The sequence below is a fragment of the Streptomyces sp. APSN-46.1 genome (assembly GCF_022815725.1).
Lineage (GTDB): Bacteria > Actinomycetota > Actinomycetes > Streptomycetales > Streptomycetaceae > Streptomyces.
This window is the reverse complement of sequence record NZ_JALGRF010000002.1, coordinates 232561-258115: the sequence shown is the minus strand read 5'-3', so window position 1 is coordinate 258115 and position 25555 is coordinate 232561. Positions and strand designations below refer to the sequence as shown.

Below are 25555 nucleotides of genomic sequence, written 5' to 3'. Positions count from 1 at the left end.
TTTGGTTCTTTTGACGGCACTGAGTGCCTTCAACCTGCTCATCCTGCCCCCTCGGTACCAGTGCTGTAACCCCAAATGATCGATCATCTAGGTGATGTTTCCCACCGGTACGCGACCGGACAGCCTCGGAGCGACCGCGGTGTACCTCCTGCCTGCGGAAACGGTACGCACCGCCTGAGCCAGGGCTTTGCGGGACCCGACGAGGACGACCAATTTCTTCGCTCTGGTCACGGCCGTATAGAGCAGATTGCGCTGGAGCATCATCCAAGCCCCGGTGGTGACCGGGATCACCACCGCTGGATATTCACTCCCCTGGGAGCGGTGGATGGTGACGGCGTACGCGTGGGCCAGTTCATCGAGTTCGGAGAACTCGTACGCGACCTCCTCGTCCTCCTCCGTCCGGATGGTCAGGCGCTGTTCGTCCAGGTCGAGGCCGGTGACCACGCCGACCGTGCCGTTGAACACGCCGTTGGCCCCCTTCTCGTAGTTGTTCCGGATCTGGGTGACCTTGTCGCCCACCCGGAAGACCCGGCCGCCGAACCGCTTCTCGGGCAGGTCCGGCCGGGCGGGGGTGACCGCCTGCTGGAGCAGTCCGTTGAGGTTGCCCGCGCCGGCCGGGCCCCGGTGCATGGGCGCCAGCACCTGGATGTCGCGGCGCGGGTCGAGGCCGAATCTGGCCGGAATCCGCCGGGCGGCCACGTCCACGGTGAGCCGGCCGGCCTCCTCGGTGTCCTCCTCGGGGAAGAGGAAGAAGTCCGGGAGCCCGTCGGTGATCGGCGGCAATCCGGTGTTGATCCGGTGGGCGTTGGTGACCACGCCCGACTGCTGGGCCTGCCGGAAGATCCGGGTCAGCCGCACCGCCGGCACCGGGCCGCCCTCGGCCAGCAGGTCCCGCAGCACCTCCCCCGCGCCGACCGACGGCAACTGGTCCACATCCCCCACCAGCAGCAGATGGGCACCCGGTGCCACGGCCTTGACCAGCTTGTTCGCGAGCAGCAGATCCAGCATCGAGGCCTCGTCGACCACGACCAGGTCCGCGTCCAGCGGCCGTTCCCGGTTGTACGCCGCGTCCCCGCCGGGCTTGAGCTCCAGCAGCCGGTGCACGGTGGAGGCGTCGGCCCCGGTGAGCTCCGAGAGCCGTTTCGCGGCCCGGCCGGTGGGCGCGGCGAGCACCACCTTGGCCTTCTTGGCCCGGGCCAGCTCCACGATCGAGCGGACAGTGAAGGACTTTCCGCACCCCGGGCCGCCGGTGAGGACGGCGACCCGGCGGGTGAGCGCCAGCCGCACCGCCTCCCGCTGCTCGGCAGCCAGCTTGGCCCCCGTACGCCCCGCCAGCCAGTCCAGGGCCTTGGCCCAGTCCACGTCCTGGAAGCCCGGCATCCGGTCCTCCTCGGCGTTCAGGAGCCGTCGTACCTGCCCGACCAGCGACAGCTCGGCCCGGTGGAAGGGCACCAGGTACACGGCGGTCAGCGGGTCCGGCCCGCCCTGCGGATCCGGCACGCGTTCCCGTACGACACCCTCCGGGTCGGCGGCGAGCTCGGCCAGGCAGTCGATGACCAGCCCGGTGTCCACCTGGAGCAGCTTCACCCCGTCGGCGATCAGCCGCTCCTCGGGCAGGAAGCAGTGCCCTTGGTCGGTGGATTGGGACAGGGCGTACTGGAGCCCGGCCTTGACCCGCTCCGGGCTGTCGTGCGGGATGCCGACGGCCTGGGCGATGCGGTCGGCGGTGAGGAAGCCGATGCCCCACACGTCGGCGGCGAGCCGGTAGGGCTGGTTCTTCACGACCGAGATGGAGGCGTCGCCGTACTTCTTGTAGATCCGGACCGCGATGGAGGTGGAGACTCCGACGCCCTGGAGGAAGACCATGACCTCCTTGATGGCCTTCTGTTCCTCCCAGGCGGCGCCGATCAGCTTGGTCCGCTTGGGGCCGAGGCCGGGGACCTCGATCAGCCGCTTCGGCTCGCCCTCGATGACGTCCAGGGTGTCGAGGCCGAAGTGCTCCACGATCCGGTCGGCGATCTTCGGGCCGATGCCCTTGATCAGCCCGGAGCCCAGGTAGCGGCGGATGCCCTGGATGGTCGCGGGGAGGAGGGTGGAGTAGTTCTCGACCGTGAACTGGCGGCCGTACTGCGGATGGGAGCCCCAGCGGCCCTCCATGCGCAGCGATTCGCCCGGCTGGGCCCCGAGGAGGGAGCCGACGACGGTGAGCAGGTCTCCGGCGCCGCGGCCGGTGTCGACCCGCGCGACCGTGTACCCGCTCTCCTCGTTGGCGTAGGTGATGCGCTCCAGCACCCCCTCGACCACCGCCTGCCGCACCACCCCGTCGGTTGTCATGACACGAAACTACCGCCAGGCGCCGACAGCCCGCCCGGCCTGTGGACAACTCGGGGAACGGGGAGGCCGGAGAACCGAGAAGGGGGTCCGGCCTCGCGGCCGGACCCCCTCACGGTTACCCCTCCCCGTCGGACTTCCCGATCCCCCCAGATCCCCTCCCGGAAGTACCGACGCACCATATGACCCTCGATCCGCCCGGACGGTTGCACGCGGAGCCGAAGATTTATATTTGGCTCCATGGAGCACCCTGGTGACACCTCCGCCACACCGGTCCGGCTGCGGGATCCGCAGGCCGGCGAACTCGGCTGGATCGTCCAGCGGCACGGCGCGCTCTACGCCGCCGAGTACGGCTGGAACCAGGAGTTCGAGGGCCTGGTGGCCCGGATCGTCGCGGACTTCGCCGAGGACCACGACCCCCACCTGGAGCGCGTCTGGATCACCGAGCTGGACGGAGTGCCGGTCGGCTCGGTGATGTGCGTACGGGAGGACGGCGCGCCCGGGACCGCCCGGCTGCGGCTGCTCCTGGTGGAGCCGGCCGGCCGCGGCCACGGCATCGGCACCCTGCTGGTCGACACCGTCGTCGCGTTCGCCCGTTCGGCCGGCTACCGCGAACTGGTGCTCTGGACCAACGACGTACTGCGCGAGGCCCGTTCCCTGTACGAGCGCGCCGGCTTCACCCTGGTCGCCGAGCGCCCGCACCGCTCGTACGGCGTCACCCTCACGGGGCAGGACTGGCGGCTGCCGCTGCGGGAGAACTCCCCGCGCTGACCCCGGCGGTACGGACAGCGGGGGTACGGACAGCGGGGGTACGGACAACCGCCCGGGCCGGGGCCAGCGAGGTGAGCGCCACCCCGCCGACCAGCAGCACCGCCGCCACCCAGCGCGGCCCCGAGATCCCCTCCCCCAGGACCAGCGCGGCCGAGGACATCCCGAACACCGGCACCAGTAGCGAGAACGGCGCGACCGAGGAGGCCGGGTAGCGGCGCATCAGGTAGCTCCAGGCGCCGAAGCCGAACACGGTGGACACCCACGCCACGTACCCGATGACGGCCGCTCCGGACCAGTCCAGGCCGCGCAGCGCGGCCAGGTCCCGCTCGGGCCCCTCCAGCAGCAGCGAGAGCGCGAGCAGCGGCAGCACCGGGACCGTGCAGACCCACACCATGAAGTTCATCGCGTCGGGCGGCGACGCCTTGCGGGTCAGTACGTTGGACACGCCCCAGCAGGCGGCGGCCGCGACGACCAGCGTGAAGCCGAGCACCGGCCCGGAGGTCCCGCCGTCCCAGGCGGCGACGGCGATCCCGGCGAGCGCCACGCCCATGCCGAGCAGCCGCACCCGACCGGGCCGTTCGCGCAGCACGACGGAGGCGAGGACTGCGGTGAAGACGGCCTGGATCTGGAGCACGAGCGAGGACAGCCCGGCCGGCATCCCCGCGTCCATCCCGGTGAAGAGCAGGCCGAACTTGGCGATGCCGAGGGCCGCTCCGACCCCGAGGATCCACTTCCAGGCCACCGTGGGCCGCCCGACGAAGAACACGGCGGGCACGGCGGCGACGAGGAAGCGCAGGGCGGACAGCAGCAGCGGCGGGAAGTGGCCGAGGCCGATCTCGATGACGACGAAGTTGAACCCCCAGACAGCGGCGATAAGTACGGCGAGTGCGGTGTGTACGGGACGCATGCTCCGAGCATCGGCGCCCGGACCATGTAGCACCAGCACAGATCTCTTCCGGAATGGATGAAGCATCACTTACGGGTGCCGGGTGCGGCGGAGCTGCCTACGATGGGCCGCATGCTCGACCTCTCCCGGCTGCGCGCCCTGCACGCCGTCTCCGTCCACGGTTCGGTCGCGGGCGCGGCGGCCGCCCTCGGCTACACCCCCTCGGCCGTCTCCCAGCAGATCGCCAAGCTGGAGCGGGAGACCCGGACCACGCTGCTGGAGCGGCGCGGGCGCGGGGTCGCGCTCACCGAGGAGGCCCGCCATCTGGCCGACACGGCACAGGAGTTGCTGGCGATCGTAGAGCGGGCCGAAACCACCCTGGAGGAGCGGCGCGGACAGCCGAGCGGGCTGCTGAGGGTGGCCGCCTTCGCCTCGGCCGCGCGCGGGCTGCTGCCGGGGGTGCTGGCGGACCTGGCCCGTCGGCATCCCGCGCTGGACGTACGCCTCACGGAGGTGGACCCCCACCTCTCGGTGGACCTGGTGGCCCGGGGCGTCACCGATCTGGCGGTGGCGCACGACTGGGACATCGCCCCGCTGCCGGCCCCCGAGGGCGTCGAGCAGGCGGTGATCGGGGACGACCGCTGCGAGCTCGTCGTACCCGGGAGCCACCCGTTCACCACCCGCCGGGTGATCCGCCGGGCGGACCTCGGCGGCCAGCGATGGGTGTGCCAGCCGCCCGGCCGCGTCTGCCACGACTGGCTGATGCGCACCCTGCGCACCGCCGGGTTCGAGCCCGACATCGCGCATGTCGCCGAGGAGAACCACACCATCGTGGCGCTGGTCGCGGCCGGGCTCGGGGTGGCCGTCGTACCGCGGCTCGGCACCGGGCCGCTGCCGCCCGGGGCGGTGGCCGTACCGCTCGAACCGGCCCCCGTACGCAGGTTGTACGCCCTGTGGCGGGCCGGGGCCGCGCGGCGGCCGGCGATCACGGAGGCCGTCCGGACGCTTCGGGAGCACTGGCCGTCCGTAAGCGGTCTCGGGGAGGTGGGGCACGCCTCCCCGCCGCCCGGCACGGCACCTCGCCGAGACCGCCTAGCCCATGAGGCCCCACTTCCGGGCGATCCGGCGAGTGTCCCCCGCCCCGCGGGCCCGGCGCCGCAGTAGGGTCCGGCGCGTGCCCTCTCACGCCTCCCGCCGGACCCTGATCACCGCCGCCGCCATCGCCGCCGTCACCGCCGGCGGGGCCGCCGTCGCCCTGGGCTCCCGGGCGGCGCCCGACGACGGGCGCCCCGGGGACCGCGCGCGCGACCGGACCCCGGCCCGGCTGCTGGGCCGGATGAGCCTGGAGGAGAAGGTCGGGCAGCTCTTCGTATCCCGGGCGTACGGGCATTCGGCGACCGATCCCGATCCGGAGGACGCCGAGAAGAACCTGGCCCAGTTCGGGGTCCGCACGGCCGCCGAGGTGGTCTCCCGCTACCGCCTCGGCGGGGTCATCTACTTCGGCTGGGCCCACAACACCCGCACCCCGCACCAGATCGCCGAGCTGTCGAACGGGCTCCAGCGGGCGGCCGCCGACACCGGCTCCGGCATCCCGCTGCTGCTCTCCACCGACCAGGAGCACGGAATCATCGCCCGGATCGGGAAGCCGGCGACCCTGCTTCCGGGCGCGATGGCGCTGGGTGCGCGGGGTTCCACCGACGACGCCCGCCGGGCCGCGCGCATCGCGGGCGGCGAGCTGGCCGCGATGGGCATCCGGCAGGACTACGCGCCGGTGGCCGACGTGAACGTGAACCCGGCCAATCCGGTGATCGGCGTACGGTCCTTCGGCTCCGACCCGCGCGCGGTGGCGGGGCTGGTCGCCGCCCAGGTCGGCGGCTACCAGGGCGCCGGGGTGGCCGCCACCGCCAAACACTTCCCCGGCCACGGGGACACCGAGACCGACAGCCATGTGGGGCTGCCGGTGATGCGGCACAGCCGCGAGCGGTGGGAGGAGCTGGACGAACCGCCGTTCCGCGCGGCCGTCGAGGCGGGCGTGGACGCGGTGATGACGGCGCACATCGTCTTCCCCGCGCTCGACCCGTCGGGGGACCCGGCGACCCTCTCGCGGCCGATCGTGACCGGGATCCTGCGCGAACGCCTCGGCTTCCGGGGGGTGGTGGTCACCGACGCGCTCGACATGGCCGGGGTACGCCAGAAGTACGGGGACGACCGGGTCCCGGTGCTGGCCCTGAAGGCCGGCTGCGACCAGCTGCTGAACGCGCCGGACCTGGCGCTGGCGCAGCGCGCCGTGCTGGCCGCCGTCGAGGCGGGCGAGCTGTCGGAGGCCCGGATCGACGAGTCGGTGCTGCGCATCCTGGAACTCAAGGCCCGCCGGGGCCTGTTCCTCGACCCGTACACGACGGCGGAGCGGGTGGACGCGACGGCGGGCACGGCCGCCCATCTGGCGGCCGCCGACGAGATCGCGGCCGGTACGACGACCCTGCTGGCCAATCCGGCGCGGCTGCTGCCGCTGGATCCGAAGGCCGCGCCCAAGCTGCTGGTCACCGGGACCGACCCGGCGTCCCCCAGCGGTACGACGGGACCCCCTACGGCGGTACTGGCGCGGGAGCTGACCGCCCTGGGCTGCCGGGCGACGGCCGTACCGCCCGCGCGGGCGGTGGCGGCGGCTCCCGGCAACGCGGCGGTGCTGGTGTGCACGTACAACGTCCCGGAGGGGGACAGTCCGCAGCGCACTCTGGTCGCGGAGCTGCTGGCCACCGGGGTGCCGGTGGTCGCGGTGGCGATCCGCAACCCGTACGACTGCGCCCGGCTGCCGCGGTGCGCGGCGGAGCTGGCGACGTACTCGTGGACGGATGTGGAGATGCGGGCGGCGGCCCGGGTCCTCACGGGGGCGGCCCGGCCGGCCGGCCACCTCCCGGTCCCGGTGCCGGGCCGCTACCCGCTGGGCCACGGGCTGGCGTACGACTGACGGGGCGGTACCCCGCGTACGACAACCCGTGGGCCCTGGCCTGCGCCTGACCTACGTGCTACGGCCGCAGCTGCGGCTCGCGCTCCAGGTCGCGCTGGTCGAGCTGGGCGTCCGGCGTGGCCAGCGGCGCCGCCGCCTTGGCCTCGCCGGTGAGCGCGGCGGCCGGGGCCACTCCCGCCCACTGGAGGATCTTGGCGGTGGCCAGCTCGCGCTCGCCGTCCAGCAGCTTGGCGACGTTGGCCCCGTGGTTGGCGCCGGGGGCGGTCATCACGTAGCTGTCGCGCGTCCCGTAGCCGAGGTGGAACGGTTCGGCACCCCACGGGTCGTTCTGCCCGTACACGAACAGCATCTGGTTGGCGTTGTCGCGGACCCAGTTGTCCACGCTCGCCATGACCTTCGGCTGGAAGGTCATCGGGATGTCGCGGGGCACGAAGTTGCGCGGCGGCTGGTAGCCGTAGCGGCTCAGATTGCCCAGGTGCGGCATCTTGATGTCGGGCGAGCCGAGCTGCGTGCCCGCCTGGTAGTAGTACGGCGTGTACGTCTCAAGGCCCTGGTCGGCGTAGGCGGAGAAGCCGGAGATCGCGTCGATCGAGTCCCAGATCTCCTGGTCGCTCGCGGTGGCGGCCGTCGGGACGGCGGCGCAGTCGGCGAGCAGGCTGTACTGCCAGAAGGCCCACACGTAGTCGAGGACGACGGCCTCGTAGGCCTTGTCGAGGTTGCCGACCGTGGTGAAGGTCCAGCCGTTCTCGGCGGCGGCGGCCGCGTACTTGACCTCCAGCGCGTCGCGGCGCACGAGCGCCTCGCGCTGCACGGCGTTCAGCTTGTCGCGGCACTCCTTGGTGCCGACCTTGGTGAAGAACCGGTCGTAGGCCGAGTCCTCGTTGTTGACGACGTCGTTGGGCGCGACGTACGCGACGACACCGTCCATGTCACGCGGGTAGAAGCGCTCGAAGTAGGTGGCCGTCATGCCGCCCTTGCTGCCGCCCGTGGCGAGCCAGTTCTTGGTGTAGATCTTCTTCAGGGCGGTGAAGATGCGGTGCTGGTCACTGGCGGCCTGCCAGATGTCCAGGTTCGCCCAGTTGGCCGGATCGGGCCGGGAGGGCGTGAAGAATCGATACTCCATCGACACCTGGTTGCCGTCGACGATGGTCGTCGGCTCACTGCGGCGCGGGTTGGTGTTGACGTTGTAGCCGGACGTGAAGAACACCGTGGGGCGGGACGTGTCCTTGTGCAGCAGCGTCAGGCGCTGCTTGAAGGTGCCCTTCCAGGGGTTCTTGTGGTCCACGGGCTGTACGTAGTTCAGGACGAAGAAGCGGTACCCCGGGTACGGCTTCTCCTCGACCAGACTCATCCCCGGAACGGCGAGAATCTGATCCTTGATGTCCGCGCCGGCCTCAGGCCCGGCGGCGGTGGCCGCCTGAGCCGTGAATCCGGCCGCACCCATGGTGCCGATGAGCACCACGAGCGACAGCAGCCATCCGAGCGACTTGCGCATTGACCCTCCCCTTCAGTTCACTGCGGTGCGCGTGAACCTAGCGGGATCAACACATAAATGGCCAGACCCAGTTGGGCCGCCGGGACCTGCCTTTCAGGCCAGACGGGACAGACGGGGCAGACTGGATCGGGATCGGGATCGGCCGGAAGGACGGGCCGCACTCAGCACAGGATCCAGCCGGAATCGACCGATCCGGCGCCCACGCTCCCCTTGACGTACACGCAGCGGTTGATGGCACCGACGGCGACAGGTCCGGCATACCGGGTGAATTGCCCGGAATCGCGGACGGGCACTCCGCCCCGGGGCTGGATGCTCACCGACATGTGGCGGCGCTGGCCGGGCCGGTTGGCGACGGTCATGGCGCAGGCCTGCGTGCGGCTCTTGTAGACGCGCACCTCACCTGTGGAGAACGGCAGCGAGCTCACCAGCCGCCCCGGGCAGGCCCCGCTCGCGGCCTGCGCGGGAGACGCCATCACCAGCCCGCCGACGCAGAACCACAGAGCCGACCCGAACACGCCCAGAACTACGGCCCGTCGGCCGATCCTCTTGCCTCCGTACAGCACCCTGCCCCCCGATCAGTCGCACGCGATACGGGCGTACGTACGCCCGTACGACGCGTGGACCCCCCGGATGGTTGCACGCGGCAAACGTCGGCTGGTTGATACCGAGGGCCCGCGCGGCCCGCGCCCGGGGGAAGGCGCGGGCCCGGGGCTCAGGCGGCGGCCCGCTCGTCCTCCCCGATGAAGGTTCGCCACAATTCGGCGTACCGGCCGCCGCGGGCCAGGAGTTCGGCGTGCGAGCCGTCCTCCACGACCAGGCCGCGGTCCATCACCACGACCCGGTCGGCGCGGGCGGCGGTGGTCAGCCGGTGTGCCACGACCAGGGTGGTGCGCTTGCCCGCGAGCCGGTCGGTGGCCTGGTTGACCTGGGCCTCGGTGGCCAGGTCGAGCGCGGCGGTGGCCTCGTCGAGCAGCAGCACGTCCGGGTCCACGAGTTCGGCGCGGGCCAGCGCGATCAGCTGCCGCTGGCCGGCCGAGAGGTTGCGGCCGCGCTCGGCGACGGAGTGCAGGTAGCCGCCGTCCAGGGTCGCGATCATGTCGTGGGCGCCGACCGCGCGGGCCGCCGCCTCCACCTCGGCGTCGCTCGCCTCGTGCCGCCCGTAGGCGATGGCGTCGCGGACCGTCCCCGGGAAGAGGTACGGCTCCTGCGGGACGACTCCGAGCCGGTGGCGGTACGCCGTCAGGTCCAGCTCCCGCAGATCGGCGCCATCGGCGGTGACCCGGCCGGAGGTCGGGTCGTAGAACCGGGCCACGAGCTTGACCAGCGTGGACTTGCCCGCGCCGGTCTCGCCGACGAAGGCGACGGTCTGGCCGGCGGGTATCCGCAGGCTGATTCCGGCCAGTGCCTCGCCCTTCTCGCCCCGCTCCTCGGCGGTGCCGTAGGCGAAGCGGACGTTCTCGAAGGCGATCTCGCCGCTCAGCTCCCCCACCTCGCGCGGCTCGGCCGGCCGGGGGGTGGTGGTGGGCTCGCGCAGCAGGTCCTGGATGCGGCCGAGGGAGACGGTGGCCTGCTGGTAGCCGTCGAAGACCTGGGAGAGCTGTTGGACGGGGGCGAAGAACAGGTCGATGTAGAGCAGGTACGCCACCAGCGCGCCGGTGGTGAGGGTGCCGGCCTCCACCCGCCCGGCGCCGACGATCAGCACGACGGCAGCGGCGCCCGAGGACAGCAGCTGGACGAACGGGAAGTAGACGGATATCAGCCACTGCCCGCGCACCCGGGCCTCGCGGTACGAGTCGCTGCGCTCGGCGAACCGGGCGGCACCGGAGCCCTGCCGGCGGAAGGCCTGGACGATGCGCAGCCCGGAGACGGACTCCTGGAGGTCGGCGTTGACATGGCTGACCCGGTCGCGGGCGAGCTCGTACGCGGCGACCGACTTGCGGCGGAACACGATCGTGCCGATGACCAGCACGGGGAGGGTGGCGAAGACGATCAGCGCGAGCTCGACGTCGAGGACGAGCAGGGCGATCAGGATCCCGAAGAAGGTGAAGACGGAGACCACGGCGGTGACGAGCCCGGTCTGGAGGAAGGTGGAGAGGGCGTCCACGTCGGTGGTCATCCGGGTCATGATCTTGCCGGTCAGCTCGCGCTCGTAGTAGTCGAGGCCGAGGCGCTGGAGCTGGGCGAAGATCTTGACGCGGAGCGCGTACAGCACGCGCTCGCCGGTACGGCCGGTCATCCGGGTTTCGGCGAACTGCGCGGCCCACTGCCCCACGACGACGGCGAGGGCGAGCCCGGCGGCCACCCAGACGGCGCCGAGGGCGGCCTGCTCGACGCCCTGGTCGATGCCGTGCCGGATCAGGATGGGCAGGAGCAGCCCGGCGCCCGCGTCCACGGCGACGAGGCCGAGGCTGATGGCGAGCGGCGCCCAGAAGCCGCGGAGCAGGCGGCGCAGGCCGTAGCTCTCCTCGGCGGCCGCGGCGCGGGTCTCGTCCACGTCCGGGGCGTCCTCGGCGGGCGGCAGCGCGGCCACCTGCGCGAGCAGCTCGGGCGTCGCCGGCATTCCGGCGACGGCGCCGGCCATGGAATGCCCTGCTCCGGGGGCTACGGGGGCTCCGGCTACGGGGGCTCCTGGGGCTCCGGCTCCTGGGGCTCCGGTCGCGGCTGCTCCGGGGGCTCCCGTCGCGGCCGCTCCGGTCGTCCCGGCGGCGGTGGGGGCGCCGGCGCCGTCGCGCTCCTCCTGGCGGCGCCAGAGCTCGGGGGTCACCCCGTCGGCGACGCGGCGCTTCGCGTTCACCGGCTCGGAGTCGATCTCGGCCTCAAGCTCGATGTCCCGCTCCAGGTCGCGCTCGAACTCCGCCATCGCCGGGGCCTCGGGGGTCCGCGGCGAGCCGGCACCGAGCGCTTCGGGATCGGTCAGCAGCCTGCGGTACAGGGGCGAGCGGCGCTCCAGCTCCTCGTGCGTGCCGATGTCGGAGAGCCGCCCGCGGTCGAGTACGGCGATCCGGTCGGCCAGCGCGAGCGTGGAGCGGCGGTGGGCGATCAGCAGGGTGGTGCGGCCGGCCATGACGGCGCGCAGTGCCTGGTGGATCTCGTGCTCGACGCGGGCGTCCACGGCGGAGGTGGCGTCGTCGAGGAGCAGCAGCCGGGGGTCGGTGAGGATGGCCCGGGCGAGGGCGATGCGCTGGCGCTGGCCGCCGGAGAGGGTGAGCCCCTGCTCGCCGACCTTGGTGTCGTACCCGGCGGGCAGGGCCTGGATGAAGCCCTCCGCCTGGGCGGCGCGGGCGGCGGCCTCGATCTGCTCGTCGGTGGCGCCGGGGTGCCCGTAGGCGATGTTGGCGCGGAGGGTGTCGGAGAAGAGGAACGAATCCTCGGGGACCAGTCCTATCGCGCCGCGCAGCGAGTCGTAGGTCAGTTCGCGCACGTCGCGGCCGCCGACGCGGACGGTGCCGCGGTCGGCGTCGTAGAAGCGCGGCAGGAGGAGCGAGACGGTGGACTTGCCGGAGCCGGAGGAGCCGACGAGGGCGACGGTCTCCCCCTCCCGGATCGACAGGGAGAACCCGTCGAGGACGGGCCGCCCGGCGTCGTAACCGAAGCGGACGTCCTCGAACTCCACGGTGGCGGGCGCGTCGGCGGGCAGCTCGTGCGCGCCCTCCTGGATGACGGGTTCGGTGTCGATGAGCTCGAAGACGCGCTCGACGCCGGCGCGGGCCTGCTGGCCGACGGTGAGCACCATGGCGAGCATGCGGACGGGGCCGACGAGCTGGGCGAGGTAGGTGGAGAAGGCGACGAAGGTACCGAGGGTCACCTGGCCCCTGGTGGCCATCCAGCCGCCGAGGGCCAGCATGGCGACCTGCCCGAGGGCGGGCACGGCCTGGAGGGCGGGGGTGTAGCGCGAGTTCAGGCGGATGGTCCGCATCCGCCCGGCGAACAGCCGGCGCCCGGCCTGGCGGAGCTTGCCGGTCTCCTGCTCCTCCTGCCCGAAGCCCTTGACGACGCGGACGCCGGTCACGGCACCGTCGACGACGGTGGCGACGGCGGCGGCCTGGCCCTGGGCCCACCAGGTGGCGGGGAAGAGCTTCTTGCGGCTGCGCTTGGCGATAAACCAGAGGGCGGGGGCCATGAGCAGCGCGACGAGCGTCAGCAGCGGCGACAGCGACAGCATGATGCCGAGGGATATGCCGAAGAGCAGGAAGTTCCCGATGGTCATCGGGAGCATGAACAGCAGGCCCTGGATCAGCTGGAGGTCGCTGGTGGCCCGCCCGACGACCTGACCGGTGGACAGCTCGTCCTGCCGCCGCCCGTCGAGGCGGGCGATGGTGTCGTACATGTCGGTGCGCAGGTCGTGCTGGACGTCCAGGGCGAGGCGCCCGCCGTAGTACCGGCGTATGTAGGTGAGCACGTACACGAGCAGGGCGGCGCCTATGAGCATTGCCGCCCAGGGCCCCATGGGCTTGCTCTGATCCCCGATGACGTCGTCGATGATCACCTTGGTGACCAGCGGAACGAGCGCCATGACGGCCATCCCGGCCAGCGAGGACCCGAGCGCGAGCAGCACGTTGAGCTTGTACCGCCAGGTGTAGGCCGCCAGCCTCCTGCCCCAGCCCTGTTTCTCCCCCGCCGCCGTCTCTGCCGCCGTCACGTGTGGCCTCCCCGTTGGTCCTGTCCTGCCGGAAGCGCCAACGCCCCGACCGGCGGATTTCATCCCGCCGCCACAATCGAACGGGGTTACGGAGCCGGGTGCGAGCCCGCCGAGGCCGTCCGGATGACGGCGCCGACGGGACTCGCCCCCGCTACGCGGCGCCCGGCGGCGCCACCCACTTCGTGAGCTGACCTGTCACGCGGGCGATGGTCTCGAAGTCGGCGTCGTAGTGGAGCAGAGTCAGCCCCGAGAGCTCGGCCGTCGCCGCGAGGAGAAGATCGACCGGGCCCGCGCTGCGATGCTCGCCCCGGTCCGTGAGCAGCCGCTGCACGGCGCGGGCCCTGGTGTAGACGCCGTCCGGTGTGGGGGCCCACTTCAAGAGCTCTCCCACCAGCGCCTCCTTTTCCAGGCGGTCGGCAAGCGAGCGGGCCGAGAAGAGGAACTCCAGCTCCGTGATGTCGCAGATGCCGAGCACGCCTTCGGTCAGATGGTCGCTCCAGGCCTTCCGGACCTCTGCATTCGTCAGGACGCGCGTCAGGGCAGAGGTGTCGATGAGGTGCGTGATGGGGCTCATCGGCGGTAGTTGGCCTTGTCCTGGAGAATGTCGAAGTCGCCGCGCTCGCCCATCTCGACGAGCCGCTCCAGGGCCTTCAGCCGCTTGTGGCGCCGCGCGACTTCCTGAAGCGCGGCGTTGACGGTGTCCTTTTTCGACTTGGTGCCCAGTATCGAAGCCGCGTCCGCAAGCGCCTCGTCATCGACTTCCACATAGAGGTTCGACATCACATATACCTCATAGGTCGGCTACATATGAAGCATATCGCCGTGTGTGGAGGCATGCGGTGCTACGGCACGTCGAACTCGTACTCCAGGACGTAGGCGGAGGCGTCGAGCACCATCTCGTTGACCTCCACCACGCGGCCGTCGGCGGCGAAGGCGGTACGGACGACCAGCACGACCGGCGTCCCGGCGGCCAGCCCGAGCCGCGCGGCCTCATCGGGGCTCGGCATCCGCGAGCGGATCTCCTCCCGGAACCGGGCGGGCCCGACGCCGAGCTCGGCGAGGCGGGCGTAGATACCGCCGGGGCCGGTGTCGGGCTCGGTGATGGGCGTCCCGGCCACGAGGACGGCATCGAGGTACGAGGTGGCGACCATGACGGGCTTCCCGTCCAGCAGGAACCTCCGGCGGCGAACGCAGGCGGTTGCGCCGGCCGCCAGTCCGAGCACGGCACCGACGGCATCGGGGAGCGTTTCCTCGCTGACGCCGATGAACTCGACCTCGGGGTCCCGGTCCTCGGTGTCCGCAGCCCAGATGGAACGTCCCTCGCCCCACACCTCAGCCGCGAGCCGCTGAACGCCACGACGCCGGATGAGCCGGAACTCCCGGACGAAGACCCCGGCGCCCTTGCGCGCTTCGGTCAATCCCTCGGCCTGGAGCACACCGAGTGCCTGCCGTGCGGTCATCCGGGCGACGCCATAGGTGGCCATGAGGTCGTTCTCGCCGGGCAACCGGTCGCCGGGGCCGTACTCGCCTGCCTCGATGGCGGCCTTCAGTGCGGCAGCGATGCGCTGGTACTTGGGCTGCCGTGCGGCGCCGTTCCTCGGCATGCGGTCCTCCCTGATCATCTCTAGTCATCCTAGGCACCCCATCGCGCCGAAGCGGTAGCACGCACGTCCAGTAGGCGACAGCAGGCGCTATCTCTAGAGAACCTCTTGACCGCACACCGAGCCGGGCGCTTCACTTGGGGGACTATCTCTAGAGAGGTACCTCTTCATGGTGATGCCCCAGAGCGACGAGATCTACTGGCTCATTCCGCGCAGCCGCCGAGCCCCCGGACGGGCCCGCACCCTCGTGCGCGAGCAGCTGACCTCCTGGGAGGTGAACGAAGACCAGGCCGACACCGCCGAGCTGCTGCTCTCCGAGCTGGTCACCAACGCCGTACGGCACGCCCGCGCCCCGCAGGGGCGGGATATCGGGGTCCGGCTCGCGCGGTACGACGGGGTGCTGCGGGTGGAGGTGGCGGACGCCGGCCCCGCCGTCAAGCTCACGCCCCAGGTCGTGGCGGACTGGGACGAGCGGGGGCGCGGGCTCGCGATCGTGGCGGCCCTGGCCGAGCGGTGGGGCTGCTGTCCCCGCCGCCACGGCATCGGGAAGGCCGTATGGGCCGAGGTGTCACAGGACGGAGCGTCGTAATGGACAGCCACGCACGGTGGAAGCCCACCCGTGACAAGAGCCCGGAGACCGCCAGGTGCCGGGAGGAGATCCGGTTCGCGTTCCAGCTCGGGCAGGCCGTGTACGACCGGCGGACCGAGCTCGGGATTTCGCAGACCGAGCTCGCGCGGCGGGCCGGGATGACGCAGCCGCAGGTGTCCAAGCTGGAGCTCGGGGGGACCGTGCCGACGGTGCCGCTGCTGGCGCGGCTGGCGCGGGCCATGGAGTCCGAGCTGAACCTCAAGCTCGTCGGCGAGACGTCCGTCGTCGTCTTTACCGCGCAGGAGCACGAGGCGGCCTGACCACGCCACAGGCCATTGGCGGGTCGGGCCGGCCGGCTCGCCTCACGGGCTGGGCAGGGGCTTCACCACGGGGGCCTGCTCCAGCGGCTTGTTCTCGCAGCCGAGGGCCTCGGTGATACGACGGGCCATGAGGTAGGTGAGGGTCATACGCTGGTCTCTGGTCGCCTGGTTCACGTCCGGCCGGGACGGGCTGAACCTGTACGTGGTGTCCGCTGTGAGCCACACCTTCTGCGACTGCGCCCCGAGCTCACCAGGCAGGTCGCACGGGACGAGCAGCGTCGAGCTGCCGCTTCGCGCTACACCGCGCGCACCGTTCAATTCGTAGGACACGTCGTTGGGGAAAGAGGGCAGTTCGGAGGTCCGAAGAAACCACCCGGCCAGGAAGGTCACACCGGAGTCACCCTGTTCTCCACCCACGCTGTATCCACATGCGTTCGTGTAGAACATGTCCCTCTTGGGCATCTTCGGCAGCGCGCGCTCCATCTTGTCCACCAAGACGCTCGTGCTGCCGTAGGCCTTCGTCGCGAAGTCCTCTTTCCCAAGGACCTCGCGCACCAGCGATTCCTCCTCCGAGGACGGGCTGATCCCGCAGGGGTCCGCGGACTTCGACGCGGAATCGTCCGAGGTGCACGATGCCAGGGTCACTACGCAGAGGAGCGCGAGCGCCGACCCTGCAAAAGCCTTCCGCATGTCAGGGCCGGAGGTGCGCACGGGCAGCCTCCCGCCCGCTCGTGTAGGCCTCGCCCGCTTCGTTCTGAGCGTGTTTGGCCTCCGGGTCCTTACCGTCCATCTGCCGCTGGTCCCTCCATGCGTCGAACAGCTTGTTGGTCCCGTCCATGCCCGCCGAGTAGTTGTCGCTGGACTCCTTCTTGCTCAGTTCCTCGGCTGCGTCCTTGACACCCTCGACCCAGTCGTACTTGGCCGCGTCCATCAGCGAGCCACCAATCGTGCCCACCACCGGGATCTCGCCGATGAGCCCGTTCACGCTCGCGGCCGTGTACTCGGCCGTACCCTCGGCCCACTTGACCTTGTCTTCTTCCTTGTCCTTGTAGACGTCGGCCCCGATGCCGTTGAGGGCCCCGGACGCCGCGCCGATGTCGTGCGCACGGTTGTCCCAGTCGATACTGGCCTCGTGCGGAGATCCGGCCTTGAACGGCACGGCAGTCGCGAGCTGTTCCGCCGAATAGGCCCGCTCCGCCTGGACCATCAGGCCGTAGGACGGGCCGTCGTCCGCGATGCCGCGCATCACACGGATCAGACTGCCCTGTCCGACCGCGATCTGGGCCTTGTCACCCGAACCATAGATGGAGTCGCTACCCGCGTGACCGCCCAGATCGGTGTTCTTACCCCCGAGGATCTCGTGGGTGTCGGCCACGTAGTCCACTAGCGCCCTCGCCATCGGCTCGCGCAGGCCCTCCAGGTCCTCCTTGAACTCGTCGCCCTTCATCTCGCCGTCGAGCAGCCGGATCGCGTTGTGCATCACCCGCGCCTGGCCCTCGGTGTGCGGTCCGGGCGGGCCGAGCTTCTCGCCGTCCGTGTGGCCGGTCGCCGCCGCTTGGATGGCCGCGCCCAGGCCGGCCGTCTTGTCGCCGTGCATCTCCATCGGGGGACCGACGCCGGTCGAGATCCAGGGGTCCGGCATGTCGCGGTCGTCGAGCAGGTATTTCAGGTGCTCGTTCTTGTTGCCGGGCGCTTCGGGGTCGAGGAAGTACGTCGCCGAGTCCGGGTCCTTGGCCATGATGCCGAGCAGGCCGTCCAGCGGGTCGGAGACCAGGTTCGGGCGCTGGGAGTCGTAGGCGTGGGAGTACATGTGCGGCTTCGACTTCTCGGCCTCGATCATGCCGTCGCCGATGTCGTTGAGGAACTGCTTCCCGTAGCCGTCGCCGTTCGACATGAGGGTGACCAGCGCCTGGTAGCCGTACGTCGGCCGCAGGCCCTTGGCGACCAGCTCGGGGCCCTGCTCCTTGAGCCCGTTGACGAAGGGCTTGTAGGCGTAGCTGTCCGGGTCCTTGGTGCCGGAGGCGATCGTCCCCGCGAGGCCGGAATTGATCGACTCGTAGAGCTTCTTGTCGGCCGCCGACGCACCGCGGTCGTTGGACGCCAGGTTCATCTGGTCGGCCAGCAGCAGGGTGTCCTTCGCGCCCAGCGAGTGCAGGTACGCCTCGCTGAAGTGCTTGTCCCCGGAGTTCTGCTTGAGGAGGTCGTTGTAATGCTTCAGCTCCTCCGGCGAGGCGTCGCCGGAACGGATCTTCGACGTGAGCGCGAGCGCCTCCACGGCCTCCACGTCGTTGACGGCCTTGGAGTTGAAGCCGAACATCGAGGTGCCGTCCGCCCCCGACGCGTTCAGCAGGGCCGTTTTGACGTCCTCGTCGAATTCCGTGACCGCCTTGACCGTGTCCGCGATCCGGCGGGTCCAGGAGCGCTCGATCTCCGGGAGGTCGGGATCGTGGCGAATCGCCTTCGCGGAGGCCGGGTCGGCCTTGCTGAAGTCGTAGCTCGCGATGCCGGCGTCCGAGACCTTCATGCCGGCGTGGACGGCGTCCGCGACGGCGGACGTTACCCGGCCCTTGAGGTCCGTGAACCGGGCGAACGCGTCACGGAGCAGCGACTCCATGGCCAGCGCCTCCGTCTGCGCCGCGTCGAACTCGTTGCGGGTCATGGAGGAGTTGGTGCTCGCCGTCTGCGCACTGCTGCCCATCCAGCCGTTTCCCGCGGAAACGCTCTGGACTTCCTGCTCGTACACGTCCTCAAGCGTCTTGAACTGCTTCGCCATGGACTTCCAGCCGTCGGCGGCCGTGGTGAGCGCGGAAAGGTCCGTCTGCATGATCTCGTGATAGCTCGGCATGTCTTCCCCCGGAGTCCCTAGAGTCCCGCAACCTTGGACTGCGGCGGCTGGATCGGCTGGATCGACCGGAAGCCATTCCCCGTCAGCTGGTCGTTTCCGGTGAACAGGTTCGACGCCCCGCGCAGTGCCGTCTTCTCCGAGTTCAGCCGCCCCATCAGGCGCTTGACCTGGTCATCCCAGTGAGTATGTGCCTTTGTCAGGCCCACCGCCGTCTCCCAGCCGCTGAAGGCCTTGATCGCACCGTTCGTCGGTGCGTCGGCGGCGTCCGCGGCCTTCGTCGTGCCGGGCTGCAGGACGGTCTCGATGGTGTTGGCCGCCTTCTTCTTCGCCGGAGGGGCCGTCGCCAGAACTCCCGACCCGCCGCCCTGGTCGGCGGGGAGCTGGTTCAGTCGCATCTGCGGCGACGGATCCGCGGCCGTGGCCTGCTTCTGCTGGGCCCACTCCTGCTCGAACGACACTGCTCCCCCTCGGACTCCGCCCCGGATGACCTGATCGGCGCCAACCCTAGCGAGCAGCGTTCATGTCCCTATACGTGGGTCGGGGTGAACATCCGGAGGTTGGCCGGAAGCACCAGCACCGAGGGGCCGGACTCGGCCAGGGACTTGGCGAGGTCCTCGCGGAGGGTCGCCGGGGTGGTGAGGGCCGCCGGGACGCCGAAGGATTCCGCCAGGGCTACGAAGTCCGGTCGGACGAGGTCCGTACCGGTTTGGCAGCCGTACTCGCGCAGGATGCCGTAGCCGCCGTCGTCCACGATCAGCCAGGTGACGTCGAGGTCGTGCTGCTTCGCGGTGGCCAAGTCCGCGAGGGAGTACATCGCGCCGCCGTCGCCGGAGACGGCCAGGACCGGGGTGCCCGGTTCCGCGACGCAGGCGCCGAGGGCCGCCGGGAATGCGTAGCCGAGGCCGCCCGCGCCCTGGGCCGAGTGCATGGTGTTGGGGTGCTTCGCGTCGAAGGCCGACCAGGCCCAGTAGGACAGGATCGTCATGTCCCAGAACGACGGGGAGCGGGCCGGGAGGGCCGCGCGGACGGAGGTCAGGAGGTCCCGTTCCAGGGTGACGTCCTGGGTGGACAGGCGGGCCTCGATGGCGGAGAGGAGCAGGCGGACCCGGTCGGGGGCCGTGGGGTCCTCGCGTGCGGGGACGGTTTCCAGGAGGGCCTGGAGGGCGAGGCGGGCGTCCGCGTGGATCCCGAGGCCCGCGTGGTTGGACTCCAGCTTGCCGAGGTCCGCCTCGATCTGGATGACCCGGCCCGTGGGGAAGAACGTGTGGTAGTTCGAGGAGAGTTCCCCGAGGCCCGACCCGACGACCAGCAGGACGTCCGCGTCCTCCAGGAAGTCCGTCATGTGGCGGTCCTCCAGCCAGGACTGGAGGGAGAGCGGGTGGTTCCACGGGAAGGCGCCCTTGCCGCCGAAGGTGGTGACCACCGGGGCGTTGACGCGCTCCGCGAGCTGCTTGAGCTTGCCCGCGGCGTCCGCGCGGACGACCCCGCCGCCCGCGATGATCACCGGGCGGGAGGCCCGCGACAGCCAGTGGGCCGCCACCGCGGTCAGCTCCGGGCGCGGCGCCAGCTCGTGCGGGGTCGCGTCCACGCCCGTGACCTGCGGAACGAGGGTCTCGGCGCGCAGTACGTCCTCGGGGATCTCGACCCACACCGGGCCGGGCGGAGCCGTCAGCGCCGATTCCCAGGCCTGCGCGATCACCGACGGGATCTGCGAGGGGGCCCGGGCCACGTGGACCGACTTCACCACGTCCCGGAACGACGCCGACTGGTCCCGCAGCTCGTGCAGGTACCCGCGCCGGCCGCCGCCCAGGCCCGCGGTCGGGACCTGCGAGGAGATGGCCAGGACCGGCGCCGACGCGGCCGCCGCCTCCGCCAGGGCGGGCAGCGCCATCAGCGCGCCCGGGCCCGTGGACAGCAGCAGCGGCACCGCCTCGCCGGTGATCCGGGCGTACGCGTCGGCGGCGAAGCCCGCGTTGTTCTCCGTCCGCAGCCCGATCAGCCGCAGGTCGGAGCGGCCGACCGCGTCGAACAGGGCGAGCGCGTGCTGCCCGGGCAGCCCGAACACGGTGGTGGCGCCGAGGGAGCGCAGCGTTTCCACGACCAGGTCCCCGCCCGTCCGCCCCGGCGGCGGCGCGAGCGCGGCCGCCGTCTGGGCTTCGGTGGGACGGAGTACCAGGTCGTGGTCGTGCGTCACGGTGCTTACTCGCCCTTCGGGTTCGCCTTCGCCGCAGCGATCTGTCGGCTCATGATCGTGGTGAGCTCGTACGCGGTGTGCGAGGCCGCGACCGAGGTGATCTCCGCGTGATCGTACGCCGGGGCGACCTCGACGACGTCCGCCGAGACCAGGTTGCAGGAGGAGAGGCCGCGGATGATCTCCAGCAGCTCGCGGGAGGTCATGCCGCCCGCCTCGGGCGTGCCGGTGCCGGGCGCGTGCGCCGGGTCCAGCACGTCGATGTCGATGGAGATGTACAGCGGACGGTCGCCGATGCGCTGGCGCAGCTGGTCGGCGATCTCGTCGGCGCCGCGCCGGTAGACGTCGGCCGAGGTGACGATGCCGAAGCCCATCTTGGCGTCGTCGTCCAAGTCCTGCTTGCCGTACAGCGGGCCGCGGGTGCCGACGTGCGACAGCGCCTCGGTGTCGAGGATGCCCTCCTCGACGGCGCGGCGGAACGGCGTGCCGTGCGTGTACTCGGCGCCGAAGTAGGTGTCCCAGGTGTCCAGGTGCGCGTCGAAGTGGAGCAGGGCGACCGGGCCGTGCTTCTTCGCCACCGAGCGCAGCAGGGGCAGGGCGATGGTGTGGTCGCCGCCGAGGGTCATCAGGCGGGAGCCGGAGGAGAGCAGCTCGTCGGCGGCGGCCTCGACCGTCTCGACGGCCTCGTTGATGTTGAACGGGTTCACGGCGATGTCGCCGGCGTCCGCGACCTGCGCGAGCGCGAACGGGGAGGCGTCCTGGGCCGGGTTGTACGGGCGCAGCAGGCGCGAGGCCTCGCGGATGGCGTTGCCGCCGAAGCGGGCGCCGGGGCGGTAGGAGACGCCCGAGTCGAAGGGCACGCCGACGACGGCGACGTCCGCGGTGCCGACCTCGTCCAGTCGGGGCAGCCGGGCGAAGGTCGCGGGGCCCGCGTAGCGCGGGATGCGGGAGGAGTCGACGGGGCCGCGCGGCTGCGTGCTCATGGGGGGTGCCCTTCTGGAGTCCAACGGGTGGTGCGGTCCTTCGAGCGTAAGGGGCCACCGGGAGGGCGCGAAGTGTACGTTTTATCCATCGGCCTTCCCCGTTGTGTACGGAGCATCCATGACTGCCGCCTCCCCCGCCGCCGACGGCCCGGCGGCGCCGCCCGTACCCCCCGTGCCGCCCGTACCCCCCGTACCGCTGGCCGCGCTGCTCGGCGACCGGGAGCTCGGCCTGCGTCACCTCGCCGGACCCGCCGAGGCCGGGGTGCACGGGGTGCACGCCTCCGAGATGCCGGACCCCTCCCCCTACCTGCTCGGCGGCGAGCTCCTGCTCACCGCCGGGGCCGGACCGGGCTCCGACCCCGACCGGTACGTGGCCCGGCTCGCCGCCGCCGGAGCCGCCGCCCTCGGCTTCGGCGTGGCCCCCGTCCACGAGGAGGTCCCGCCCGCCCTGGCGGCCGCCTGCGCCCGGCACGGGCTGCCGCTGCTGGAGGTCCCGCCGCGCACCCCGTTCACGGCGGTCGCGCGCGCCGTGTGGCGGCTGATGGCGGAGGCCCGGACCCGCGAGCTGCGCCGGGTCACCGAGGTCCAGCAGGCCCTCGCGGCGGCCGCCGCCCGCCCCGATCCGGTCCCGGCGGTGCTGTCGCGCCTGGCGGCCGGCCTCGGGGGCCATGTCACGCTCTGGCCCGACGGCCGGTCCGCCGGGAGCCCGCCGCCGCCGGAGGCCGCCGCGGCGCTACGGGCGCTGCTGGCCCGGGTGGGCCGGGCCGGCGGCCCCTCGACGGCGACGGACCAGGCCGCCGGCCGGCACCTGGCCGCCTACGCCCTCGGCCGCGCCGCCCCGGGGGCTGGGCCGTCGGGGGCGGGGTCACCGGCGGCGGGTTCGTCGGCGGCGGGGTCGTCGGGCGCGGGGTCACCGGCGGCGGGGTCGTCGGGCGCGGTCGCCGCGCTGGGGACCGCGACTCCCGACCGGGCACCCGGGGACCACACCCTCGCCTCGGTCGCCGCAGTCCTGCTGGCCCTGCTCACCGCCGAGCGGCCCGCCGGGACCGAGGCCGCCGCGCTGGCCCGGCTGCTGCTCGGCGGCTCCCCCGGCGAGGCGCTGGGCCCCGGGCCCTGGTACGCCGTCCACGCCCGGGGCGCCGGTGACCCGCGGGCCCTCGCCGCCGCGCTGGGCACCGTACTGCTGGACCCGCGCGGGCCGGCCGTACGGCTGCTCACCGACCGGGAGCCCGCAGCGCAGCCCGGCTGGCGGCTGGGGGTGAGCGCCCCGGCCGCGCCCGAGGCGCTGCCCACCGCCGACGCGCAGGCCGGGCGGGCCCTGGAGCGGGCGGAGGCGGCTCGCACCCCGCTGGCCCGGCACGCCGACCCCGGCTTCGCGGGCCTGGTCGGCGAAGCCGAGGCCCGCGCCCACGCGGAGGCCCTGCTCGGCCCCCTCTCCCCCGACCTGCGCGACACCCTGCGCGCCTGGCTGGCCCACCACGGCAGCTGGGACCGCAGCGCCGCCGCCCTGGGCGTCCACCGCAACACGGTCCGCCAGCGCATCGCCCGCTGCACGACCCTGCTCGGCCGCGACCTGGACGACGCGGACACCCGCATGGAGCTGTGGTTCGCCCTGCGCCGGCAGGTCACGCCCCCGTAGGAGGGCCCACTGCCGGTCAGCCGCCCGTCAGCCGGCCGCGCGGCGTCGGCGCACGCCGAGTGGCGTACGGCACTCCTCTGGACACGCAGGACAACTCGTCGGTAACTTAATCTGAGCAAGCGCTTAGACCTCAGCCATCAGGTGAGGAACCACGACGGCGCGCAACCACCTCCGCGAGAGCGGCGGAGGTTGAGCCGCAAAGAGGGGAGTCCGGCCGTGCGCCGTACCGTTTTCAACGAGGACCACGAGGCGTTCCGCGAGACCATCCGCGCCTTCATCGAGGCCGAGGTCGTTCCGGTCTACGACGAGTGGTTCGCCGCCGGTCAGGCGCCGCGCGAGTTCTACTACAAGCTCGGCGAGCTGGGCATCTTCGGGATCAACGTCCCCGAGGAGTTCGGCGGCGCGGGCCTGGACACCCACAAGTTCGAGGCCGTCCTCTACGAGGAGACCTCGCGCGCGGGCGTGAACTTCGGCGGCTCCGGCGTGCACGTGCTGCTCGCCCTGCCCTACATCAAGATGCTCGCCGACGACGAGCAGAAGAAGCGCTTCCTGCCGAAGTTCGTCTCCGGCGAGGAGATGTGGGCGCTGGCGATGACCGAGCCGGGCACCGGCTCCGACGTCGCGGGCATGAAGACCACCGCCAAGCTCTCCGAGGACGGCACCCACTACGTCCTCAACGGCGCCAAGACCTTCATCACCGGCGGCGTGCACGCCGACCGCGTGATCGTCTGCGCCCGCACCTCCGCCCCGCGCGAGGACGACCGCCGCTTCGGCATCTCCCTGTTCGCCGTGGACACCAAGTCCGAGGGCTACTCCGTCGGCCGCAAGCTCGACAAGCTCGGCCTGCGCACCTCCGACACCGCCGAGCTGGCGTTCGTCGACGTGAAGGTCCCGGTCGAGGACCTCCTCGGCGAGGAGAACAAGGGCTTCTACTACCTCGGCGCGAACCTGCCCTCCGAGCGCTGGGGCATCGCCTTCGGCGCGTACGCGCAGGCCAAGGCCGCCATCCGGTTCGCCCAGCAGTACGTGCAGGAGCGCACCGTCTTCGGCAAGCCGGTCGCGCACTTCCAGAACACCAAGTTCGAGCTGGCCGCCTGCCAGGCCGAGGTGGACGCCGCCGAGGCCGTCGCCGACCGCGCCCTGGAGGCCCTGGACGCCGGTGAGCTGACCGCCGCCGAGGCCGCGTCCGCGAAGCTCTTCAACACCGAGGTCGCGCACCGCGTCATCGACAAGTGCCTCCAGCTGCACGGCGGCTACGGCTACATGAACGAGTACCCGATCGCCCGCCTGTACGCCGACAACCGCGTGAACCGCATCTACGGCGGCACCAGCGAGGTCATGAAGTCCATCATCGCCAAGTCGATGGGTCTGTAAGGGCCAAAGGGAAAGAGACAGACCCTTCTCCCCCATGAACGAGGCACTGACGACGCTCGTCGATCTGCTCGACCTTGAGCAGATCGAGGAGAACATCTTCCGCGGCACCAGCCGTCCTTCCCTGGTGCCGCGCGTCTTCGGCGGTCAGGTCGCGGCCCAGGCACTGGTCGCGGCCGGCCGCACCGTGCCCGGGGACCGCACCGCGCACTCGCTGCACTCCTACTTCCTGCGCGCCGGGGACGTGGGCGCGCCCATCGTGTACTCGGTGGACCGGATCCGCGACGGGCGCTCCTTCACCACGCGCCGGGTCGTCGCCGTCCAGCACGGCCAGCCGATCTTCCACCTCTCCGCGTCGTTCCAGACGTACGAGGAGGGCCTCGACCACCAGGCCGCGATGCCGGCCGCCCCGGATCCGGAGACCCTGCCGACCGCGGCCGAGTCCCTGCCCGCGTACCGGGAGATCTTCCGCGACCCGGGCACGGTGGAGCGGCTGATCGAGGCGCGCGGCGCGGTGGACCTGCGGTACGCGACGACCCCGCCGTGGGGCAGCGTCGGCGAGCCGGTGGAGCCGCGTACGCAGGTGTGGTTCCGTACGGCCGACAAGCTGGAGCGCGATGACGCCCTGCTGCACACCTGCCTGGCCACGTACGTCTCGGACATGACCCTGCTGGACTCGGTGCTGCTCGCGCACGGGCGGGGCGGGTGGGCGGTCGGCGACGTGGTCGGCGCCTCGCTGGACCATGCGATGTGGTTCCACCGGCCGTTCCGCGCGGACGAATGGCTGCTGTACGACCAGGAGTCCCCCTCGGCGTCCGCCGGCCGGGGGCTGGGACAGGCCCGCATCTGGACGCGGGACGGCCGGCTGGCCGTCACCGTCATCCAGGAGGGTGTCGTACGCGTCCCGCGCTGACGAGCGGACATAC

Annotated in this window: 20 protein-coding genes and 1 pseudogene; 8 read left to right on the top strand and 13 right to left on the bottom strand. The window is 71.8% G+C overall.

Annotation, left to right across the window (positions count from 1 at the left end; translation table 11 throughout):
* Positions 1–87 precede the first annotated feature (87 nt).
* Positions 88–2334 (bottom strand): ATP-dependent RecD-like DNA helicase, encoded by a 2247-nt coding sequence (locus tag MTF65_RS07800; protein ID WP_279398783.1) that lies wholly within the window; start codon positions 2332–2334, stop codon positions 88–90.
* A 270-nt stretch (positions 2335–2604) separates the two neighbouring features.
* Here MTF65_RS07800 and MTF65_RS07795 point away from each other — a divergent pair.
* Positions 2605–3102 (top strand): annotated as a pseudogene (locus tag MTF65_RS07795) (GNAT family N-acetyltransferase); the annotation flags it as partial.
* Here the strand turns inward: MTF65_RS07795 and MTF65_RS07790 are convergent.
* Entirely contained in the window at positions 3053–4009 is a 957-nt protein-coding gene (locus MTF65_RS07790) for an EamA family transporter (RefSeq protein WP_243627566.1), read from the bottom strand. The pseudogene MTF65_RS07795 and the gene MTF65_RS07790 overlap by 50 nt on opposite strands.
* 111 nt (positions 4010–4120) lie before the next feature.
* Here MTF65_RS07790 and MTF65_RS07785 point away from each other — a divergent pair, with 111 nt between their 5' ends.
* Both MTF65_RS07785 and MTF65_RS07780 read left to right on the top strand, forming a co-directional pair.
* Complete coding sequence (locus MTF65_RS07785) at positions 4121–5152, top strand: LysR family transcriptional regulator (RefSeq protein WP_243627565.1); 1032 nt, start codon at positions 4121–4123, stop codon at positions 5150–5152.
* A 10-nt stretch (positions 5153–5162) separates the two neighbouring features.
* Positions 5163–6956: a glycoside hydrolase family 3 protein gene (locus MTF65_RS07780; protein ID WP_243627564.1), complete on the top strand. Its 1794-nt coding sequence runs from the start codon at positions 5163–5165 to the stop codon at positions 6954–6956.
* A 58-nt stretch (positions 6957–7014) separates the two neighbouring features.
* Here the strand turns inward: MTF65_RS07780 and MTF65_RS07775 are convergent, their stop codons facing one another.
* The 6 genes from MTF65_RS07775 to MTF65_RS07750 all read right to left on the bottom strand — a co-directional run bounded on the left by MTF65_RS07775 (position 7015) and on the right by MTF65_RS07750 (position 14694).
* Entirely contained in the window at positions 7015–8451 is a 1437-nt protein-coding gene (locus MTF65_RS07775; protein WP_243627563.1) for a S28 family serine protease, read from the bottom strand.
* 161 nt (positions 8452–8612) lie between these two features.
* Positions 8613–8966 carry a hypothetical protein gene (locus MTF65_RS07770; protein ID WP_308407124.1) on the bottom strand — a complete coding sequence of 118 codons (354 nt, stop codon included), beginning with the start codon at positions 8964–8966 and terminating at the stop codon, positions 8613–8615.
* 197 nt (positions 8967–9163) lie between these two features.
* Positions 9164–13090: an ABC transporter ATP-binding protein gene (locus tag MTF65_RS07765; RefSeq protein ID WP_243627561.1), complete on the bottom strand. Its 3927-nt coding sequence runs from the start codon at positions 13088–13090 to the stop codon at positions 9164–9166.
* Between the two features lie 151 nt (positions 13091–13241).
* On the bottom strand, positions 13242–13664 hold the full coding sequence (locus tag MTF65_RS07760; RefSeq protein ID WP_243627560.1) for a PIN domain nuclease: 423 nt from the start codon (positions 13662–13664) through the stop codon (positions 13242–13244).
* Entirely contained in the window at positions 13661–13870 is a 210-nt protein-coding gene (locus MTF65_RS07755; RefSeq protein WP_243627559.1) for a type II toxin-antitoxin system VapB family antitoxin, read from the bottom strand. Before MTF65_RS07755 ends, MTF65_RS07760 begins: the two co-directional genes overlap by 4 nt.
* Before the next feature lie 62 nt (positions 13871–13932).
* Positions 13933–14694 carry a GntR family transcriptional regulator gene (locus MTF65_RS07750; protein WP_243627558.1) on the bottom strand — a complete coding sequence of 254 codons (762 nt, stop codon included), beginning with the start codon at positions 14692–14694 and terminating at the stop codon, positions 13933–13935.
* Between the two features lie 166 nt (positions 14695–14860).
* On the opposite strand from MTF65_RS07750, the gene MTF65_RS07745 reads away from it, so the two are divergent.
* Entirely contained in the window at positions 14861–15280 is a 420-nt protein-coding gene (locus MTF65_RS07745) for an ATP-binding protein (RefSeq protein WP_243627557.1), read from the top strand.
* Positions 15280–15600 carry a helix-turn-helix domain-containing protein gene (locus MTF65_RS07740; protein ID WP_243627556.1) on the top strand — a complete coding sequence of 107 codons (321 nt, stop codon included), beginning with the start codon at positions 15280–15282 and terminating at the stop codon, positions 15598–15600. The genes MTF65_RS07745 and MTF65_RS07740 overlap by 1 nt, the downstream gene beginning before the upstream one ends.
* A 42-nt stretch (positions 15601–15642) precedes the next feature.
* On the opposite strand, the gene MTF65_RS07735 is transcribed toward MTF65_RS07740, so the two are convergent.
* The 5 genes from MTF65_RS07735 to speB all read right to left on the bottom strand — a co-directional run bounded on the left by MTF65_RS07735 (position 15643) and on the right by speB (position 21619).
* Positions 15643–16311: a hypothetical protein gene (locus tag MTF65_RS07735; RefSeq protein WP_243627555.1), complete on the bottom strand. Its 669-nt coding sequence runs from the start codon at positions 16309–16311 to the stop codon at positions 15643–15645.
* Positions 16292–18424 carry a DUF6571 family protein gene (locus MTF65_RS07730; protein WP_243627554.1) on the bottom strand — a complete coding sequence of 711 codons (2133 nt, stop codon included), beginning with the start codon at positions 18422–18424 and terminating at the stop codon, positions 16292–16294. The genes MTF65_RS07735 and MTF65_RS07730 overlap by 20 nt, the downstream gene beginning before the upstream one ends.
* Before the next feature lie 38 nt (positions 18425–18462).
* A complete protein-coding gene (locus MTF65_RS07725; RefSeq protein ID WP_243627553.1) occupies positions 18463–18903 on the bottom strand; it encodes a hypothetical protein in 441 nt (146 codons plus the stop codon).
* A 68-nt stretch (positions 18904–18971) separates the two neighbouring features.
* Positions 18972–20639, bottom strand: coding sequence for a thiamine pyrophosphate-binding protein (locus tag MTF65_RS07720; protein ID WP_243627552.1), 1668 nt, complete (start codon positions 20637–20639; stop codon positions 18972–18974).
* 5 nt (positions 20640–20644) lie between these two features.
* Positions 20645–21619 carry an agmatinase gene (gene speB / locus MTF65_RS07715; RefSeq protein ID WP_243627551.1) on the bottom strand — a complete coding sequence of 325 codons (975 nt, stop codon included), beginning with the start codon at positions 21617–21619 and terminating at the stop codon, positions 20645–20647.
* A gap of 118 nt (positions 21620–21737) precedes the next feature.
* On the opposite strand from speB, the gene MTF65_RS07710 reads away from it, so the two are divergent.
* From MTF65_RS07710 to MTF65_RS07700, 3 genes are all read left to right on the top strand, one after another.
* Positions 21738–23258 (top strand): PucR family transcriptional regulator, encoded by a 1521-nt coding sequence (locus tag MTF65_RS07710; protein ID WP_243627550.1) that lies wholly within the window; start codon positions 21738–21740, stop codon positions 23256–23258.
* A gap of 216 nt (positions 23259–23474) precedes the next feature.
* A complete protein-coding gene (locus MTF65_RS07705) occupies positions 23475–24632 on the top strand; it encodes an acyl-CoA dehydrogenase family protein (RefSeq protein WP_243627549.1) in 1158 nt (385 codons plus the stop codon).
* 34 nt (positions 24633–24666) lie between these two features.
* Positions 24667–25542: an acyl-CoA thioesterase II gene (locus tag MTF65_RS07700; protein WP_243627548.1), complete on the top strand. Its 876-nt coding sequence runs from the start codon at positions 24667–24669 to the stop codon at positions 25540–25542.
* Positions 25543–25555: the final 13 nt, after the last annotated feature.

Excerpts from the sequence above, each read along its gene's own strand:
- MTF65_RS07800 (WP_279398783.1), bottom strand. The coding sequence starts at position 2,334 with ATGACAACCGACGGGGTGGTGCGGCAGGCGGTGGTCGAGGGGGTGCTG.
- MTF65_RS07790 (WP_243627566.1), bottom strand. The coding sequence starts at position 4,009 with ATGCGTCCCGTACACACCGCACTCGCCGTACTTATCGCCGCTGTCTGG.
- MTF65_RS07755 (WP_243627559.1), bottom strand. The coding sequence starts at position 13,870 with ATGTCGAACCTCTATGTGGAAGTCGATGACGAGGCGCTTGCGGACGCG.
- MTF65_RS07740 (WP_243627556.1), top strand. The coding sequence starts at position 15,280 with ATGGACAGCCACGCACGGTGGAAGCCCACCCGTGACAAGAGCCCGGAG.
- MTF65_RS07785 (WP_243627565.1), top strand. The coding sequence starts at position 4,121 with ATGCTCGACCTCTCCCGGCTGCGCGCCCTGCACGCCGTCTCCGTCCAC.
- MTF65_RS07730 (WP_243627554.1), bottom strand. The coding sequence starts at position 18,424 with ATGCAGACGGACCTTTCCGCGCTCACCACGGCCGCCGACGGCTGGAAG.
- MTF65_RS07710 (WP_243627550.1), top strand. The coding sequence starts at position 21,738 with ATGACTGCCGCCTCCCCCGCCGCCGACGGCCCGGCGGCGCCGCCCGTA.
- MTF65_RS07775 (WP_243627563.1), bottom strand. The coding sequence starts at position 8,451 with ATGCGCAAGTCGCTCGGATGGCTGCTGTCGCTCGTGGTGCTCATCGGC.
- speB (WP_243627551.1), bottom strand. The coding sequence starts at position 21,619 with ATGAGCACGCAGCCGCGCGGCCCCGTCGACTCCTCCCGCATCCCGCGC.
- MTF65_RS07700 (WP_243627548.1), top strand. The coding sequence starts at position 24,667 with ATGAACGAGGCACTGACGACGCTCGTCGATCTGCTCGACCTTGAGCAG.
- MTF65_RS07750 (WP_243627558.1), bottom strand. The coding sequence starts at position 14,694 with ATGCCGAGGAACGGCGCCGCACGGCAGCCCAAGTACCAGCGCATCGCT.
- MTF65_RS07760 (WP_243627560.1), bottom strand. The coding sequence starts at position 13,664 with ATGAGCCCCATCACGCACCTCATCGACACCTCTGCCCTGACGCGCGTC.
- MTF65_RS07745 (WP_243627557.1), top strand. The coding sequence starts at position 14,861 with ATGGTGATGCCCCAGAGCGACGAGATCTACTGGCTCATTCCGCGCAGC.